This window comes from Pedobacter sp. 22226, from assembly GCF_052045455.1.
GTDB lineage: Bacteria > Bacteroidota > Bacteroidia > Sphingobacteriales > Sphingobacteriaceae > Pedobacter > Pedobacter jeongneungensis.
The window spans coordinates 496,301-514,430 of the sequence record NZ_JBQEPB010000003.1 but is presented as its reverse complement, the minus strand read 5'-3'; the positions used below and the strand labels follow the sequence as shown (position 1 = coordinate 514,430).

Here is an 18,130-nt window from a genome sequence, read left to right as displayed (position 1 = left end):
ATAAGGTAGTCCTGCTTTTCGTTTCAAGTCCTCGCTGCGCTGTGGGCTTTACACTTCAATCAGGGCTAATGAACCGAGGTCTATTGCCAAAACTTCTCCACACCCTGCAACCACAAATAGCAGCACCTTCTTTGCCACCTAAACCTCACCTAAACGATACCACATCTGCTTTCCAAAAAACAATACTATATTATCGGTCTCTGCTAAACAAAAAAAAGCTTTCCGGTATCCCCAGAAAGCTTTAAAATATTTAAAAAGGAATTTTACCAGTAAATACCGTAAAGGGCTACCAATAATCCTATAATAATTAATGCGCCAACCGCAAAACTGGTGGTGGTTTTAAACATTTTCGAATCGATTTCCAATCCTTTAGGGTTAACACCATTTTTATTCTCGAATAAACTAATAATCACCATACCGATGATACAGAATACGAATACAAAACCCATCCTGTCTAAGAAAGGGATTTCGTAAATGCCCGCACTGTTTTTAACCGAAAAGTTCATTCCAGATAACCAGGAAAGATCAGTCCAGCCCGGAAGGAATTTTAACAGCAAGGATAATCCGAAACCACCAATGGTAGCAAAAAGTGCTGCATTTGATGTGGCTCTTTTCCAGAAGAAACCCAGGATGAACATGGCAAAGATACCAGGCGATACAAAGCCTGTGTACTCCTGAATGTATTGGAAGCCTCCTTTTTTATCGATACCTAAGTGAGGCGCAATTAAAACACCCAGCACCATGGCTACTACCACAGCAATTTTACCTATAAAAACGAGGTTCTTTTCAGAAGCATCAGTTTTTAATACTTTTTTATAAATATCTAAAGTAAAAATGGTTGCAATACTGTTTGCCTTACCCGCTAAAGAGGCCACAACCGCAGCGGTTAAAGCAGCGAAAGATAAACCTTTTAAACCTGCAGGCAATAAATTTAACAATACAGGATAGGCACGGTCTGGATTCACAGATCCGCCCTGCAACATTTCAGATTGGAAAGCACCATCTTTATACAATACATAAGCCGCAATACCGGGTAAAACCACAATAATCGGCATTAATAACTTTAAAAATGCAGCGAATAAAATACCCCCTCGGGCCGTTTTTAAATCGGCACCTAAAGCACGCTGGGTAATGTACTGGTTACAGCCCCAATAGTTCAGGTTTACTATCCACATACCACCTACAAGCACGCTTAAACCCGGCAAATCGATATAGTTTTCATTATCAGGTTTCAAAATCATGTGGAAATGCTCAGATGCTTTTGAAGTCATTAAACTATAACCTTCAAAAATACCTGAGGTACCATAGTGGGTAGAAACCAGGTTTAAAGCCAGATAAGTTGTAGCTAATCCACCTAAAATCAGGAAAAACACCTGAATTACATCAGTATAACCAATCACTTTCATTCCACCCAGCGTAATCACGATGGCAAAAGCAGCAATGGCATACATACAGAAACTGAGATCAAAACCAGAGATACTGCTTACCGCCAATGCGCCTAAATAAAGAATTGAAGTTAAGTTTACCACTACATACAGCAATAACCAGAACACCGCCATAATCATGGCTACGGTTCCATTGTAACGCTGGTGCAAAAACTGGGGCATTGTAGCAATCTTATTTTTCAGGTACACCGGAATAAAGAAAACAGCAACAATTACCAGCGTAAGGGCAGCCATCCACTCGTAAGTTGCAATTGCCAGTCCCATCTTAAAGCCCGATCCGCTCATGCCGATAAATTGCTCGGCCGAAATATTTGATGCGATTAAAGATGCACCAATTGCCCACCAGGTAAGTGAACCTTCTGCCAGAAAATAATCTTTTGAGCCTGTGGATGCGGATTTTTTCTTATTGTAGATGTACAGACCGTAAGCAGCCACAATGACGAAGTAGATTGCAAATACAATGTAATCCTTCGTGTCCAATAAATTTTGTTTCATTAAAGTAATAGTGGTTATTTGGTTTAGAAAGTTAAATGTAATAAAATCAGGAAATAATATCCGCTTTTTTTTAAATTAAAAAATGTTAATGTGACGTTTATTATTTTGCGGAGCTTTGAAAAAGGTCATAAAATGCAAGTGGTCTGTGAGGACACAGACCACGGGTATAAAGGTTTTCGACTACGCTCAGACTAACAAATCTTTTAAATATACCTATTGATCAGGTTTTCCAGGTATTCCTGTTTTCCGCTGCGTACTTCGGGTTCGCCGTTTTCTGCAGCGTAATTTCTCAAATCTTCTAAACTTAATTTACCCTGTTCAAATTCGGCTCCTTTACCACTATCAAAAGAAGCGTAACGGTCGGATCTGATTTTTTTGTAATCTGATTTTTGAAGAATGGCATCTGCCGTAATCAAGGCTCTGGCGAATATGTCCATTCCACCTACATGCGCATAAAATAAATCTTTGGGGTCGGTAGAATTACGGCGGATTTTTGCATCAAAGTTTACACCACCACCTTGCAGTCCGCCACCTTCTAAAATGATCAGCATGGTTTCAGTTAATTCGTTAATATCGTTCGGAAACTGATCGGTATCCCAGCCGTTCTGGTAATCGCCGCGGTTGGCATCGATAGATCCTAATAAGCCATTATCAACCGCCACCTGTAGTTCATGCTGAAAAGTATGACCGGCCAGCGTAGCGTGGTTAACCTCCAGATTTAATTTGAAATCGGCCAGCAGATCGTATTGCTGCAAAAAGCCTTTAACGGTTGCTGCATCATAATCGTACTGGTGTTTTGATGGCTCGCATGGTTTCGGTTCGATGAAGAAAGTTCCTTTAAAGCCCTGTTTGCGCGCATAATCTTTAGCAGTATGTAAAAATTTTGCCAAATGCTCCTGCTCGCGTTTCATATTGGTGTTTAAAAGGCTCATATAACCTTCTCTTCCGCCCCAGAAAACATAATTTTCGCCACCCAAGGCAATTGTAGCATCTAAAGCGGCTTTAACCTGTGCGGCACCATGAGCCAGTACGTGGAAATCGGGGTTTGTAGAGGCACCATTCATGTAACGTTTATGGCTGAACAGATTAGCTGTTCCCCAAAGTAATTTTACACCACTATCGGCCTGTTTTTGTTTAGCGTACTCTACTAAGGTTTGCAGCCTACGTTCGTTTTCGGCCACATCATCGGTATAATCTACCACATCTACATCATGGAAACAGTAATAAGGGATCTGCATTTTGGTTATAAACTCGAAAGCGGCATCCATTTTATCTTTAGCCCTTTCTATGGCATCTTTCTTTTCATCCCAGGGAAAAACATGTGTGGCACCACCAAAGGGATCGGAGCCATTGCCGTTAAACGAGTGCCAATACGCACAGGCAAATTTAAAGTGCTCGCTCATGGTTTTACCTGCTACCACTTTATTGGCATCGTACCACCTAAAGGCTAAAGGATTATCACTGGTTAAGCCTTCAAACTGAATTTGTTCGATGCCTTTAAAAAATTCTTTTGCTCCTGTTACTACTTTTGTCATGTGTTTTGTTTTTGGTTGATCTTTTCGTTGATGGTTCATGGCCGATAGTTTATTGGATCATGGTTTGTTAGCTGATAGCTTATAATAAACTTATCTATGAACCATTAAAACATGAGCCATGAACCCGTTTATTTTGCTAATTCTTTTTCTAATATTACTTTCCAATCCTGATAAACTGGCTCGTATGCTGCTGAATTTTTGGGGTTTAACGTTTTAATCACTCCATGATTATTAAAAGCCTCTTCGGCACTGCTAAAAATACCGGCGCCAATGCCTGCACCCAAAGCAGCACCAACACTTCCGTCGTTTTCGTATAACTCGACAGGGATTCCGGTAACATCCACAAAAGTCTGGGCGAAAACCTCACTTAAAAACAAATTTGCCAGTCCGGCGCGGATTACCTTAGGTTCCATACCGTTCTCGCGCATAATATCCAAACCATAACGAAAAGCAAAGGCAATACCTTCCTGCACGGCCCTAAAAATATCAGCCTGGTTATGGGTGTTTAAATCGATGCCTAATAACTGTGCGCCTGTATATTTGTTGTTCAGCATCCTTTCGGCACCGTTACCAAATGGAAGTACTTTTAATCCGTTACTGCCTATTGGTGCTTCAGCCGCCAGGCCGTTCAATTCGGCGTAAGTAGATTGAGGTGCAAAAGTATGTTTGGCCCAGCGGTACATACTTCCCGTGCCGTTAATGCAAAGGAGCACGCCGGTATGTTTTTTTTCTGCTGTATAGGTTACATGTGCAAAGGTATTTACCCGTGATTGTTTATCGCAGGTAAGATCGCTGCTTACACCATAAATTACTCCGGAGGTACCGGCAGTTGCAGCCACTTCACCCGGTTTTAATACATTTAAAGAAAGTGCATTATTAGGCTGATCGCCGGATTTGTAAGCAACAGGAATGCCTGCAGTTAAGCCTAATAACGAAGCGATATCGGTTTTTAAATAACCATGTGCAGAAAATAATGGTTTTATTGTGGGGATAAGCTGTTCATTAATGCCATAATTGTTTAATACATCTTTAGAAATTTCGTGGTTTTCAAAATCCCAGAAAATCCCTTCCGAAAGCGCAGAGATACTGGTGGTAATTTCGCCGGTTAACTTCATGGCAATGAAATCGCCGGGCAGCATCATTTTATCAATTTTTTTATAGGTATCATACTCGTTTGTTTTTACCCAGGCCAGTTTCGAAGCGGTAAAATTGCCCGGTGAATTTAACAGGTGTTTTAACGATTTATCGTGACCGATGGAATCAAAAGCATCATTGCCGAGTGCTACAGCCCTGCTATCGCACCAGATAATGCTATCGCGCAAAACCTCCTGATTTTGATCGACCACCACCAAACCATGCATCTGGTAGGCAATACCAATGGCTTTAATTTCTTTCGGATCAAATAAGCCTGCCGAATTTAATTTAAGTATGGCCTGCTGAACATTTTGCCACCACTCATTTGGCGATTGCTCTGCCCAACCCGGTTGCAGTGATTTGATTGCGGTTTCCTCTTCGGGGTATTGAGCAGTGGCTACTTTTTTTTGAGTGGCAACATCAACAACTGCAACTTTTATGGATGAGGTACCTAAATCAATTCCTAATAAATACATGATTCAAAATTATTTTATATTCGGTTATGCAAACGGTTGCATAAAGATAGATGTAAAAATATAAAACGCAAATTTTTTATAAAATCGAGTTAAAATGAAAGCTATCTATTACCACAATTACTTGTTTTAACCATTCGAATGGTGAATAATTTATATTTTTGAGACATACGTTAAATTAAGTTATGGAACAGATTACCTGGGATGATTTTGAAAGAGTAGAATTAAGAGTGGGCACTATTTTAGAAGCCTTTGAATTTCCTGAAGCCCGCAGACCAGCCTATAAAGTGAAAGTAGATTTTGGAGAATTCGGCATAAAAATGAGCAGTGCACAGATTACCAAACATTATACCCTGGAAGAATTACCGGGGAAACAAATTGTTGGGGTAATTAATTTCCCCAAAAAGCAGATTGGCAAGTTCATGTCTGAATTTCTGGTTACCGGTTTTGCCGATGAAAACGACGATATCGTATTGGCTGCAGTGCAAAGCAAGGTACCGAATGGTAGTAAGCTGGTTTAGGAGCTTTAGGCCCGACTTCCGAAGTTGGTTAGCGTTTAGGCCTTTGAAAACTTCGGAAGTCTTCGCACAAACCTTTGTAAAATAGCCCTGATTGCAGCGGAAAGCACGTAAACGAGGTACGAGTGCGTACTTGAAGCGCAAAGCAGGACTGCAATAACCGATAAGCACTGAAAACGCGCTTCAAAAAATTATCTTTAGATTTCCGAAATTCGCCTGCGCCCTACCTATCAGAAATTCCAGATTCTGGCTGCTTAAAACCCTATATTTGCCTTATGAGTTTTTACAATTTCGAAAATACCGACCCTGAGGAGGAAGACATCCATTATATGAAGCTTGCTTTGGAAGAAGCCCAAAAAGCTTTAGCAGCAGATGAAATCCCGATTGGTGCCATTGTGGTAAGTAAAAACCGGATCATTGGCAGGGGTTATAACCTCACCGAACGATTTAACGATGTAACTGCCCATGCCGAAATGCAGGCTTTTACCTCGGCAGCCCAAACCATTGGCGGCAAATATCTAAGGGATTGCACTTTATATGTAACCATCGAACCCTGCGTGATGTGTGCCGGCGCCAGCTATTGGACGCAAATTGGCCGCATTGTTTACGGTGCACGTGAGGAAAAAAGAGGCTTTATTTCGAAAAATGCAACTCTGCTCCATCCTAAAACGGTATTAAAGGGCGGCGTAATGGCAGAAGAATGCGGTGCGCTGATGAAGGGATTTTTTGCGAGGAAACGATAGATGCTTAGGCTTATTCGTTAATGGCTCATGGTATTATGGCTGATAGCCTTATAGCCAAAACTTCTTCTCTGATTCAAAAAACCATGAACCATGAACCAAAGAAAAACGATTTCCTCCTTAAACCTTCCAACATTAAAACCTTGAACAACATAACGTTACCCCGGAAAACGATTTGATGATAATAACATGAACAAATCTTAACGTTCTAATGTTATATTTGCTACAAGAAACATTTTTAAATCTTAAAACATAAACATTATGGCTTTTGAATTACCTGCGTTACACTACGCAACCGATGCATTAGAACCGCATATTGATAAAACTACCATGGAAATCCACCATGATAAACACCATCAGGCTTACGTTACCAACTTAAACAAAGCGTTGGAAGGTAAACCAGAGGCGACTTCAAGCATCGAAGAAATTGTTAAAAACATTTCAAAATTCCCTGCTGCTGTTAGAAACAATGGTGGCGGTCACTATAACCACTCTTTGTTCTGGAACATTTTAGGTCCAAATAAAGGTGGTGAGCCAACCGGCGATTTAGCTAAAGCAATTAACGAAACTTTCGGATCGTTTGCTGAGCTTAAAACTAAATTACAGGAAGCTGGTGCTACCCGTTTCGGTTCAGGCTGGGCCTGGTTATCAGTTGGTGCTGATAAAAAACTTCAGGTTTCTTCTACTCCAAACCAGGATAACCCTTTAATGGATATTGCTGAAGTAAAAGGTACGCCAATTTTAGGTATCGATGTTTGGGAACACGCATATTACTTAAAATACCAGAACAAGCGTCCGGATTACTTAGCGGCCATCTGGAATGTAGTGAACTGGGATGCAGTTGCAGAACTTTACAAAAAAGCTTTGTAAGCTAATTCCAATAAAATTAAAAGAAAGTCCCGGTTAAAAAATCGGGACTTTCTAGTTTTAAGATAATTAAGTAACTTCGCACCAATTAAAATATTCGAAATGAAAAGGCTTGTAATTTTATTTTTAATTGTTGTTGGTGTAAATGGGATGGTAAGTGCACAGCAGAACAAAATGCCTACACCTACAGAAATTGCACAAAAAAATGTAGATGATCTGGATAAAAGGTTAAAACTGAATGCTACGCAAAAAAGCGTAATCTATAGCTTTACTTTTAACCAGGCAAAAGAACAGGCCGATTTAATTAAAAGACAGCAAGCCGGAAACTCGCGTGAGGAGGATGTAGATAAATTTTATAAACTGCAGAACGAAACCACCAAAAACATCCGCAATGTGTTAAGACCCGAGCAACAGACTGAATACGATAAAGTTATAGAAGAACGCTTAAGCGGTAAAGGCCTGAAAGGCAAAAACAAGAAAAAGAAAAAAGGCGAGGAAGAAGAAGTGGAAAGCGATATTAAAGGCCTGCTTTCTGCCCCTCCGGTTGAAAAACAAAACCAATAATAGTTAAATTAAGAAATGCCGGAAATAATCCTCGGATCTATAGTACTCGGGTTGTTATTATCTCCGCAGTTACTGGCTGGCTTTTTAGCGAAAAGAACCGGACGAAATTTTTGGTTCTGGTTTTTTATTTCTCTTTTAATCCCGATAATTTCACTGATTATACTGATTTTTTTAGAAGATAAAAATCCTGAAGCCCAAAGTTATAAACTGGCAGATCACGTGGATAAGGATAAGGGGTTAGCCGCTGAGCTATAAAAAGTCGTCATCTCCGGAACGTCCCGAATATTCGGGAGAGAGATCTATCGCGTCAGATTTAGCTTCGCTGAGCACTTACGTGGTTCTCGACTACGTTGTACTCCGCTCGAAATGACGATCGCGGGGCAAGAAGGCTAAATCCCTACAATATCTTTTTTCTTTTTCTGCTTCATGGCTTTTGGGATGATTTCTAAAATCTCGTCTTTTAAAGCATTCAGCATCCGTTTCTTGATGAAGTTTTTATGGGTTACCAAACTGATCTCACGCACGGGTTCAGGAGATTTAAAATGACGGATTTTACTGGTTTGTTTGGCGTTCAATTCTGCAATGGCCAGTTCGGGTAGCAAGGTTGCACCACCATTTAAATCAACCATGCGCACCAAGGTTTCTACACTACCGGTATTATATTCCAAGCCTTGTAAACGATTGTTTTTTGTAGAACGGCAGATATTTAATACCTGGTTCCGCATGCAATGGCCTTCGTTTAACAGCCAGATATTTTCGTCGTTCAGGTCTTCGGCATCTACCGCTTTCTTTTTATAAAGCTTGCTGTTTTTGCTGATGTAGCTTACAAAGTTTTCGTAGTACAGCGGTGTCTCTGTAATGTTTTGATCGGTTAGTGGAGTAGCCAGTATCCCGCAATCCAACACACCTGTTTTTAAATGGTGGATGATATCTTCGGTGGTATATTCCCAGATTAAAAGCTTTAATTCAGGATATTTTTCGAGCATGGCCGAAATTACTTCTGGCAGTAAATAAGGCGCAACCGTTGGAATAACCCCAATCCGCAATTCGCCTAAAACATCCTGCTGCTGGCTGCTGATGAGTTCTTTTATTTTACCACTTTCCTGCAAAATAATCCTGGCCTGCGCAATAATCTGTGCTCCGATCTCCGTCGGACTTACTGGCTGTTTGCTCCTGTCGAAAATTTTAACGCTGATCAATTCTTCCAGTTTTTGCACCTGCATACTTAAGGTTGGCTGGGTAACAAAACATTTATCAGCAGCGGTTACAAAACTTCTGTAAGTATCAACAGCAACAATATATTCAAGCTGAACTAAAGTCATATAGGTAAAATTGATTTATAATCTCAAAGATATCAATTTTAACTATAATAAAAAACGATCTGAGCGGGCCAGAAATAAAAGGCTGTTTTCCGGATAATCAAATGATGAAATTCTTCATGTATATGAGACGTTTAAACAAAAAATTGAATAGAATATGTAGGTGCTATTGATTTAATTAGCAATTATCTAACCCTCAATACTTACCAGATTAATTGGGTATATTAGCTTTATGAACAAAATCGCTTTACGCTTATTTCTTCTTGTCGTTTTTCTTCCGCTGGCCTCTGCAACAAATGCCCAGGTTATATTTCCTGAATGGGCACTAGGACCGTTTATCCGACCGGAAAATGTTAATCCCATTCTTTCGCCAAAAACCGAAAGTCTTTTCTTCGACCCGATGAGCAAACAAAAAATTGCCTGGGAAGCGGGTGATGTATTTAATCCGGCGGCTGCCGAATACAAAAATAAAATATATGTACTTTATCGCGGAGAAGACCGCTCAGGCATTGGTATCGGCAAGCGTACTTCGAGAATAGGCATTGCCGAAAGTAGTGATGGGATTACAATGAAAAGAAATCCCGAACCGGTGCTTTATCCTGATGAAGACAGTCAGAAAGCAGCCGAATGTCCGGGTGGTTGTGAAGACCCACGAATTGCAGTAACGGCAGAAGGATTGTATGTAATGCTTTATACGCAGTGGAACCGCAATATATTTCGTTTGGCTGTAGCTACATCTAAAGATTTAAAACACTGGACTAAACACGGTGCTGCGTTTAATAAGGCTTATAATGGTAAATTTCAGGAGCTCAAATGTAAATCCGGTTCTATTGTAACCAAGGTAGAAAACGGGAAACAGGTAATTGCCAAAATAAACGGTAAATACATGATGTACTGGGGAGAACGTTTCATGAATATTGCTACTTCGGTTGATCTTGTTAACTGGAAGCCCGCCTTAAATGCAAAAGGTGATTTGGATTTAATTGTGCAACCCCGGAAAAATTATTTTGATAGCGACCTGACCGAATGCGGTCCACCGGCAATTGTTACCGACAAAGGTATTTTAGTTTTATACAATGGTAAAAACAGGGGCGATGCCGAAAGAGATACCAATTACGTGGCCAATACCTATTCGGCGGGGCAGGTATTGTTCGATCTGAAAAATCCCTCAAAAGTGATAGCACGGCTCGATCAACCCTTTTTCGTGCCTACTGCATCTTTTGAAAAAAGTGGTCAATACCCGTCGGGTACAGTTTTTATCGAAGGACTGGTTTATTTCAAAAAGAAATGGTTTTTATATTACGGCTGTGCCGATAGCCAGGTGGCAGTAGCAATATATGATTCTGCTGCTAAAAAATAAAATGTAAATAAAAATGCGCAGGATTTTATCCTGCGCACCATTGTAAAATTTATTTAGTACCGGCTTTCGAAATCCTGATAAGCCAGGGCAATTCCTTCTCTCAATTCGACTTTATGTTTCCAGCCTAAATTATGCAGTTTGCTCACATCCATTAATTTACGCGGTGTTCCGTCGGGTTTGCCGGCATCGAATACCAATTCACCTTCAAAACCCAGCACGTCTTTAATGAGTAAAGCCAGGTCTTTAATGGTCAAATCGTGTCCGGTACCAATGTTGATCAGATTAGGCTCATTATAATGTTGCATCAAAAAATAACAGGCATCTGCCAGGTCATCTGCAAATAAAAATTCGCGCATTGGCGAGCCAGATCCCCAAACCACCACCTCTTTTTCGTTGTTTGCTTTTGCCTCATGTACCTTACGGATCAGGGCCGGTAAAACATGCGAATTCTGGGGGTGGTAATTATCGTTATAACCATACAGGTTGGTTGGCATTACTGAAATAAAATTACATCCGTACTGATCGCGATAAGCATCGCACATTTTAATTCCCGCAATTTTTGCAATGGCATAAGGCTCATTGGTGTGCTCTAAAGTTCCGGTTAAAAGGTAATCTTCTTTTAAAGGTTGTGGTGCCATTTTCGGGTAAATACAACTCGAGCCCAGAAACATTAGTTTCTTAACGCCAGTTACATAAGCATTATGGATTACGTTATTCTGAATGGCTAAATTTTCATAAAGGAAATCGGCCCTGTAAGTATTGTTTGCCACTATACCACCAACTTTTGCTGCAGCAAGAAACACATATTCAGGCTTTTCTTCAGCAAAGAAACCGGTAACCGCCTGTTGGTTGCGCAAATCAAGTTCATCTGAAGTTCTGGTGATGATATTTTCGTAACCTTCTTTCTGCAGTTTACGGTAAATGGCCGAACCCACCATCCCACGATGGCCTGCAATGTATATTTTAGCTTCTTTTTTCACAGTAAATTTTATAGGTTACAAAAATACGATTCCTAAACAAGATTGACATGAATCTTTATAGCAAAAGAAACATGGGTTATTGATTTAATTGTATTTTTGCAGAAAAAAACTTTTGGGTAAAGATAAACTTAGGCGTTTTGCAGAAATCGAAACATTTGCAAACGTATATCAATTAGACGCAGGAAAAGCTTTAAAAGGAAACTGGGCTTCAGCACATTTTAAAAATGAAAACCCTATTGTGCTCGAACTGGCATGTGGAAAGGGCGAATATTCGGTAAACCTGGCCAGGTTATTTCCTGAGAAGAATTTTATCGGCGTTGATTATAAAGGTAACCGCATCTGGCGTGGAGCCAAAACAGCCATTGAAGACGGGATTGATAATGTTGCATTTTTAAGGATACAGATTGAAAATATCCTTGATTATTTTAGCGAAGGAGAAATTGATGAGATCTGGATCACCTTCCCTGATCCGCAGCCACAGGATAGCCGTGAGAAAAAACGCTTAACTTTTCCTGCATTTTTGAACAGGTATAAAGTTGTTTTAAAACCAGGTGGAAACGTTAATCTAAAAACGGATAACGATCAGTTGTATGCATACACCTGCGAAAAGGTTGCAGAATTAGGCTTAAAGGTTCATAAAAATACCGATCATTTATATACTTCGGATCTTGTTGACGAAGTGCTGTCGATCAAAACCTACTATGAGAAAAAATACCTATTACACGATAAAAATATTAACTATATTCAATTTTCTTTTGAATAATGGATACCAATTTTTACGAACAGGTTTATGAGATTGCCCGTTTAATTCCGAAAGGAAGGGTAACATCCTATGGGGCAATTGCCAAAAGTTTAGGCGCGGCAAAATCATCGCGGATGGTTGGGCATGCCATGCTTTATGCCGGCACGGCGCATCCCCGGGTACCTGCTCACCGTGTGGTAAACAGCAGCGGCCTCCTTACCGGGAAATTTCATTTTAAACCACCTGAATTAATGGAAGAACTGTTAAGGCAGGAAGGCGTTGAAGTTAAAAATGATAAGGTGGTTAACTTTAAAAAAGTATTCTGGAACCCGCTGGAAGAAATCAACCTCGATTGAACAAATAATATTAACGCCATTCTCTCACTAAAAAATCATTCATTCAATAATTAATTATACATGGGAAAATTAGTAGAAGAATTTAATGGCTATCGCGAAAAAATGAACGATAGGATTATGGAAACGGCGAATACAAACATTAAACGTTTTTTCGCTTTAGATACCACTTCCTATGCAGATGGCGCCCTGGATGTTAAAACGAAAGAAATGCTGGGCCTGGTGGCATCAATGGTTTTGCGTTGCGACGATTGTATTAAATACCATCTGGGTAAATGTTTCGATGCCGGCATAAACAGCGATGAAATGAATGAAATCTTCATGATCGCCAACCTCGTAGGTGGCAGCATTGTAATTCCGCATTATAGAAGAGCTGTAGAGTATTGGGATGAACTAAGTTCGGAGTTGGGAGTTTAGAGTGCTATTTCCAAGAATAAGCACAATACAGTCGTCATTTCGAGCGGAGTGCAACGCAGCCGAGAAATCTATTGTAGATCTCTCCATTTCGCTACGCTTCAGTCGAGATGACGATGCCATTATGTAAATCATTCCTTATTAACTTATTTCAGCGTCTTATCGAAAAGTAATTAAATAAAATCTCACATATACCATATGCAAGACTCACTAATCCGCTGTTCCTGGGCCACTTCCGATCCCCTCTACATTAAATACCATGATGAAGAATGGGGAAAGCCTGTTTACGATGATAAGATTTTATTCGAATTTTTAATCCTCGAAGGTGCGCAGGCGGGTTTGAGCTGGATTACGATCCTTCGCAGGCGCGAAAATTACCGCAAGGCCTTTGCAGGTTTCGATGTAAAAAAGGTGGCTGCTTTTAATGAAAAAGATGTAGAGCGGTTAATGAATGATGAAGGCATTATCCGCAACCGTTTAAAAGTGAATGGGGCGATCACCAACGCCAAACTGTTTATCGAAATCCAGAAAGAATTTGGCAGTTTCTCTAAATACATGTGGAGTTTCGTTCCTGATGGCAAACCGATCCAAAACCGTATTGAAAAAATGAGTGATGTTCCGCCACGCACCGAACTTTCTGACCGCATTAGCAAAGACATGAAAAAACGTGGCTTTAAGTTTTTCGGCACCACCATCTGCTACGCGCACATGCAGGCCACCGGAATGGTTAACGATCACCTGTTAAACTGCTGTGCGAGATAATTTTTCACCAAAATGATCCTGCAATCCTAAATCTATTAAATCCTGGCTTTATTTTTTAGTCGCGTTATACTCCTTTACCCACTCCGTCACATCACGGGTATTAAATTCTGCACCAGCCTCTATTTTGGCTTTTAATAATGGCTGATCGCCCATTTTCTGCAACAGAATATTTTTAACCTCTGGCTTCCTGGCATCCTCGGTGATGGCTTTCATGGGTACTTCCTGCAGCGGACCAGCACCGGGTTTCTCAATAAAATAACGGACAGCGGGCGCTCCTGCAGGCCTTTCCGGAGCCGAACTACGTCCGCCACCAATGCTGATTCCTCCGCCCATGCCCATACCGCCGTAACCACCGGTTCCGGTTCCGATACCCACTGAAGGCCTGAATCTTACTTTTTTCTCTTTCACCTGGGGCACCAAAGTTCCTCCACCAAACGAATAAAGGTTAACCGTTCCCATTTCAATCACCTTTACAAAACGGTATTCGAAATTACGGCCGTTTGCAAATCCCTTGCTTACAAAGCTGTCGCCATTCCAGAAGAAGTTTTTAACATCCTTTGCCGGTAAAATTACATCCGCTTCATCATTGGCACTGATAAAAACAGAAAAATAATCGGTGCCTTTTATGGTTCCGCGAATCACATCATCATTGTTTTTAACGATAAAATCCTGGGCAGAAGTAGTAATGGTTATTGATAAAAATAAAATAAAAAGGTTAAAAATCTTCATAAGTTAGCAATATCGGGGTATAACGTAATTATTTAAAAATAACATCCAAAAACAGTAATGATTGAAACGCTCTCTGCATTTTGGCATTTCTTAAAAAAGCCAAAACTTCTAAAACTCAGTAAAGATAAGAAATCTCTTTGGAGAGATATCTTTTGGCTACTCCTACTCGACATAATATTTGCAGGTATTATAATGGGTATTTATTATATCCTGGTACAATTCAAAATTATTGATGAATATGTAGAAAAAATCGATATCCTAAAAAAATTTGGTCTATTAGCAGCACTATTAATCGCCTGTATTCTAGCTCCACTATTAGAAGAATCTATATTCAGGTGGCATTTAAGAGGAAAGTATCTTTCCATATACTTTATATGCTTTACCCTTGCCTTGATAACTGATTATTTCATAAACAGCACTTATCTCAAATTGCCAATTTATATAATTTTCTTCGTTATATCTCTCATTTTGCGCGGATACTTTAAAAGAATGGATATCCTCAGAAAAATTGTTTTCCAACGTCAATCGTTCGGATATATATTTTACTATTCAGCCATTATATTTGGTTTAATCCATTTAACTAACATAAAAGACTTGACCCTTAGCGACCCTGTATTTATTATATTTGTCATCTCACAATTCTTTGATGGACTATCAATGGGATATCTTCGAATTAAATATGGTTTAATCTACTCCATCATATTTCATAGTCTCATGAATTTTATAATGATATTATTGGAGTTCTTTTTCCGTTAAATTGGATGTATATCTCTTCTAAACCTTTAACTTTGGTTAATTTATCACCAATAAGTTCATTTAAACGGCTTATCGGAGTAATCATTAAACCGGTGTAATCATAATATGAAAAAACTCTTTCTCCTAGACGGTATGGCGCTAATGTACAGGGCGCATTTTGCATTAAGTAAAAACCCTCGTTTTACGTCAACAGGCATCAATACATCGGCAGTAATGGGCTTTACCAATACCTTATTAGATGTACTGAAGAAAGAAAAACCGACACATATTGCGGTTGTTTTTGATACCGAGGCACCAACAGAAAGGCATACTTCTTTCGAAGCCTATAAGGCGCACCGCCAGGCCATGCCCGAAGATCTGGCTGCCGCAATGCCTTATGTAATTAAATTAATTACAGGTTTTAATATTCCTGTAATAACTTCTGATGGTTATGAGGCTGATGATATTATTGGTACACTGGCCAAAAAAGCAGAACTAAAAGGTTTTCAGGTTTACTGCATGACGCCGGATAAGGATTTCGCGCAACTGGTTTCTGAAAATATTTTCATCTACAAGCCGGCCCGTATGGGTAACGATATGGAAATATTGGGCGTAAAAGAAGTATTGGCCAAATGGGAAATCGAAAATGTATTACAGGTAATCGATATTTTGGGCTTGTGGGGCGATGCAGTAGATAATATCCCTGGCATTCCGGGGATTGGCGAGAAAACTGCTAAAGCTTTAATCAAACAATACGGTTCGATGGAGAACATTATTGCCAACTCACACGAATTGAAAGGAAAACAGCGCGAAAACGTAGAAAATTTTGCAGAACAAGGGCTGATTTCCAAAAAACTGGCTACCATTTTATTAGATGTGCCTGTAGAACTGGATGAAGCCAGTTTAGAACTTTGCGATCCAAGCCGCGATTTATTAGAGCCTTTATTTACCGAATTAGAATTCAGGACTTTAGGCCGAAGGGTATTCGGCGACGAATTTTCGGTTACTACGGCACGTTTTCAGGAAGGTACACAAACTGATTTATTCGGCAATCAATCGGGCGAGACCATACAATATACCAATACGCTTGAAGAAGAACCGGCAGAAAAACTTCCGGCCAAAACCATCGAAAATACAGAACACGATTATCAATTAATAGATACTGTTGAGCAACGTGCCGGTTTAATTAAACTCTTGCTTGCCGAAAAACGCATTTCATTTGATACCGAAACTACAGGCACCGATGCAAATATGGCCGATTTGGTTGGCTTATCATTCTCTATAAAACCAGGCACAGGTTATTACATTCCCGTTCCGGCAGAAAGGGAAGAAGCCCAGGCTATTGTTGATGAATTTAGGGTGGTATTGGAAAACGAAAATATCGAGAAGATTGGTCAGAATACCAAATACGATATTTTAGTGCTGAAATGGTACGGCGTTGAAGTAAAAGGAAAACTGTTCGATACCATGCTGGCCCATTACCTGATTGATCCAGATACCCGCCATGGCATGGATGTATTATCAGAAAATTACCTGGGTTATTCACCAATTTCGATCACCAAATTAATTGGTGCAAAAGGCAAAAACCAGGGTACCATGCGCGATGTTCCGGTGATAGATGTGGTAGATTATGCCGCAGAAGACGCTGATGTAACTTTACAGCTGGCGCACATTTTCGAGCCCAAATTAAAAGAATTAAATGCAGCCAAACTGGCCGAAGAAATTGAAAATCCTTTGGTTTATGTATTGGCAGATATTGAAAAAGAAGGTGTACGCATTGATATTGAAACCTTAAAGGCTTATTCTAAAGAACTCGAAACTGAGATCATTAAGTTCGAGCAGAATGTGTACGATAAAGCAGGGATTAAGTTTAACCTGGCTTCGCCAAAACAACTGGGAGAGGTGCTCTTTGATAAACTCCAGCTCGATCCGAAAGCTAAAAAGACCAAAACCGGTCAGTACCAGACCGGAGAAGACGTTTTAACAGCTTTAGCAAGTAAAAGTGATATTGTACAGGATATTTTAGATTTCCGCCAGTTACAGAAGCTTAAATCAACTTATGTTGATGCTTTGCCTTTAATGGTTAACCCGAAAACGGGCAGGGTACATACTTCGTATAACCAGGCCGTAGCTGCTACGGGCAGGTTAAGTTCTAATAATCCGAACCTGCAAAACATCCCTATCCGTACCGAAAGGGGCAGGGAAGTTCGTAAAGCTTTTATTGCCCGAGATGAAAATCACATCCTTTTATCTGCCGATTATTCGCAGATAGAATTGCGCATTATTGCCGAAATTAGTAAAGAAGAAAATATGCTGGATGCTTTCAGCAAAGGGATTGATATCCATACCGCTACAGCAGCCAAAGTATATGGCGTAAGCATCGAGGAGGTAGATGGAACTCAGCGTAGAAATGCCAAAGCTGTAAACTTCGGGATCATTTATGGTCAGTCGGCTTTTGGTTTATCTCAGAACTTAGGTATCCCGCGTAAAGAAGCAGCAGAAATTATCGAACAATATTTTGCGCAATATCCGGGTATTAAACGTTACATGAGCGATACCATGAATTTTGCACGTGAGAACGGATTTGTGGAAACGATAATGGGCAGAAGACGCTATTTAAGAGACATTAACTCGGCCAATCAAACCGTACGTGGCTTTGCAGAACGAAATGCAATCAACGCACCGATTCAGGGTTCAGCAGCCGATATGATCAAGATTGCGATGATCAATATCCATAAAGAAATGAAGGCACAAAACTTACAATCAACTATGACCATGCAGGTGCATGATGAGTTGGTTTTTGATGTGGTACGATCGGAAAAAGAGGTGATGAAAGCCATCATCCAGGATAAAATGGCCAATGCCATAAAATTAACCGTGCCTATTGTGGTAGAAATTGGAGAGGGAGATAACTGGCTGGCTGCACACTAATATGAAAACGCTCTCCATATTTATTTTAGGCTGC

At 40.1% G+C, this 18,130-nt stretch carries 18 protein-coding genes; 12 read left to right on the top strand and 6 right to left on the bottom strand.

Annotation, left to right across the window (positions count from 1 at the left end):
- Positions 1 to 263: 263 nt before the first annotated feature.
- The 3 genes from ACTJKC_RS09145 to ACTJKC_RS09135 form a co-directional block, all read right to left on the bottom strand.
- Positions 264 to 1,940 carry a sodium/sugar symporter gene (locus tag ACTJKC_RS09145; protein WP_440791276.1) on the bottom strand — a complete coding sequence of 559 codons (1,677 nt, stop codon included), beginning with the start codon at positions 1,938 to 1,940 and terminating at the stop codon, positions 264 to 266.
- Between the two features lie 203 nt (positions 1,941 to 2,143).
- Entirely contained in the window at positions 2,144 to 3,475 is a 1,332-nt protein-coding gene (gene xylA / locus ACTJKC_RS09140) for a xylose isomerase (protein ID WP_440791274.1), read from the bottom strand.
- Positions 3,476 to 3,603: 128 nt separating this feature from the next.
- A complete protein-coding gene (locus ACTJKC_RS09135) occupies positions 3,604 to 5,085 on the bottom strand; it encodes a xylulokinase (RefSeq protein ID WP_440791272.1) in 1,482 nt (493 codons plus the stop codon).
- A gap of 182 nt (positions 5,086 to 5,267) precedes the next feature.
- Between ACTJKC_RS09135 and ACTJKC_RS09130 the strand changes: the two genes are divergently transcribed.
- From ACTJKC_RS09130 to ACTJKC_RS09110, 5 genes are all read left to right on the top strand, one after another.
- Positions 5,268 to 5,603, top strand: a complete 336-nt coding sequence (locus ACTJKC_RS09130; protein ID WP_440791270.1) for a tRNA-binding protein — start codon at positions 5,268 to 5,270, stop codon at positions 5,601 to 5,603.
- A gap of 272 nt (positions 5,604 to 5,875) precedes the next feature.
- On the top strand, positions 5,876 to 6,343 hold the full coding sequence (locus ACTJKC_RS09125) for a nucleoside deaminase (RefSeq protein ID WP_440791268.1): 468 nt from the start codon (positions 5,876 to 5,878) through the stop codon (positions 6,341 to 6,343).
- 258 nt (positions 6,344 to 6,601) lie between these two features.
- The gene (locus ACTJKC_RS09120) at positions 6,602 to 7,210 is read left to right on the top strand and encodes a superoxide dismutase (RefSeq protein ID WP_223191005.1); all 609 of its coding nucleotides are present in this window, start codon (positions 6,602 to 6,604) and stop codon (positions 7,208 to 7,210) included.
- A gap of 99 nt (positions 7,211 to 7,309) precedes the next feature.
- On the top strand, positions 7,310 to 7,771 hold the full coding sequence (locus ACTJKC_RS09115; RefSeq protein WP_440791266.1) for a hypothetical protein: 462 nt from the start codon (positions 7,310 to 7,312) through the stop codon (positions 7,769 to 7,771).
- Between the two features lie 15 nt (positions 7,772 to 7,786).
- The gene (locus ACTJKC_RS09110; protein ID WP_440791264.1) at positions 7,787 to 8,026 is read left to right on the top strand and encodes a hypothetical protein; all 240 of its coding nucleotides are present in this window, start codon (positions 7,787 to 7,789) and stop codon (positions 8,024 to 8,026) included.
- A gap of 134 nt (positions 8,027 to 8,160) precedes the next feature.
- Here the strand turns inward: ACTJKC_RS09110 and ACTJKC_RS09105 are convergent, their stop codons facing one another.
- Positions 8,161 to 9,093: a hydrogen peroxide-inducible genes activator gene (locus ACTJKC_RS09105; RefSeq protein WP_344851538.1), complete on the bottom strand. Its 933-nt coding sequence runs from the start codon at positions 9,091 to 9,093 to the stop codon at positions 8,161 to 8,163.
- 229 nt (positions 9,094 to 9,322) lie between these two features.
- Between ACTJKC_RS09105 and ACTJKC_RS09100 the strand changes: the two genes are divergently transcribed.
- On the top strand, positions 9,323 to 10,450 hold the full coding sequence (locus ACTJKC_RS09100; protein WP_440791262.1) for a glycoside hydrolase family 130 protein: 1,128 nt from the start codon (positions 9,323 to 9,325) through the stop codon (positions 10,448 to 10,450).
- A 53-nt stretch (positions 10,451 to 10,503) separates the two neighbouring features.
- On the opposite strand, the gene fcl is transcribed toward ACTJKC_RS09100, so the two are convergent.
- Positions 10,504 to 11,430, bottom strand: a complete 927-nt coding sequence (gene fcl / locus ACTJKC_RS09095; RefSeq protein ID WP_440791260.1) for a GDP-L-fucose synthase — start codon at positions 11,428 to 11,430, stop codon at positions 10,504 to 10,506.
- Positions 11,431 to 11,542: 112 nt separating this feature from the next.
- Here fcl and trmB point away from each other — a divergent pair, with 112 nt between their 5' ends.
- The 4 genes from trmB (at position 11,543) to ACTJKC_RS09075 (ending at position 13,701) form a co-directional block, all read left to right on the top strand.
- The gene (gene trmB, locus ACTJKC_RS09090) at positions 11,543 to 12,193 is read left to right on the top strand and encodes a tRNA (guanosine(46)-N7)-methyltransferase TrmB (protein WP_440791258.1); all 651 of its coding nucleotides are present in this window, start codon (positions 11,543 to 11,545) and stop codon (positions 12,191 to 12,193) included.
- On the top strand, positions 12,193 to 12,528 hold the full coding sequence (locus ACTJKC_RS09085) for an MGMT family protein (protein WP_344851534.1): 336 nt from the start codon (positions 12,193 to 12,195) through the stop codon (positions 12,526 to 12,528). The genes trmB and ACTJKC_RS09085 overlap by 1 nt, the downstream gene beginning before the upstream one ends.
- Before the next feature lie 60 nt (positions 12,529 to 12,588).
- The gene (locus ACTJKC_RS09080) at positions 12,589 to 12,942 is read left to right on the top strand and encodes a carboxymuconolactone decarboxylase family protein (protein WP_440791256.1); all 354 of its coding nucleotides are present in this window, start codon (positions 12,589 to 12,591) and stop codon (positions 12,940 to 12,942) included.
- Positions 12,943 to 13,137: 195 nt separating this feature from the next.
- The gene (locus ACTJKC_RS09075; RefSeq protein ID WP_440791254.1) at positions 13,138 to 13,701 is read left to right on the top strand and encodes a DNA-3-methyladenine glycosylase I; all 564 of its coding nucleotides are present in this window, start codon (positions 13,138 to 13,140) and stop codon (positions 13,699 to 13,701) included.
- Positions 13,702 to 13,749: 48 nt separating this feature from the next.
- On the opposite strand, the gene ACTJKC_RS09070 is transcribed toward ACTJKC_RS09075, so the two are convergent.
- Positions 13,750 to 14,430 carry a hypothetical protein gene (locus tag ACTJKC_RS09070; RefSeq protein WP_344851531.1) on the bottom strand — a complete coding sequence of 227 codons (681 nt, stop codon included), beginning with the start codon at positions 14,428 to 14,430 and terminating at the stop codon, positions 13,750 to 13,752.
- Between the two features lie 57 nt (positions 14,431 to 14,487).
- Between ACTJKC_RS09070 and ACTJKC_RS09065 the strand changes: the two genes are divergently transcribed.
- Together ACTJKC_RS09065 and polA are read left to right on the top strand one after the other, a co-directional pair.
- A complete protein-coding gene (locus tag ACTJKC_RS09065) occupies positions 14,488 to 15,186 on the top strand; it encodes a CPBP family glutamic-type intramembrane protease (protein ID WP_440791251.1) in 699 nt (232 codons plus the stop codon).
- A 105-nt stretch (positions 15,187 to 15,291) separates the two neighbouring features.
- Positions 15,292 to 18,096 carry a DNA polymerase I gene (gene polA / locus ACTJKC_RS09060; RefSeq protein WP_440791249.1) on the top strand — a complete coding sequence of 935 codons (2,805 nt, stop codon included), beginning with the start codon at positions 15,292 to 15,294 and terminating at the stop codon, positions 18,094 to 18,096.
- Positions 18,097 to 18,130: the final 34 nt, after the last annotated feature.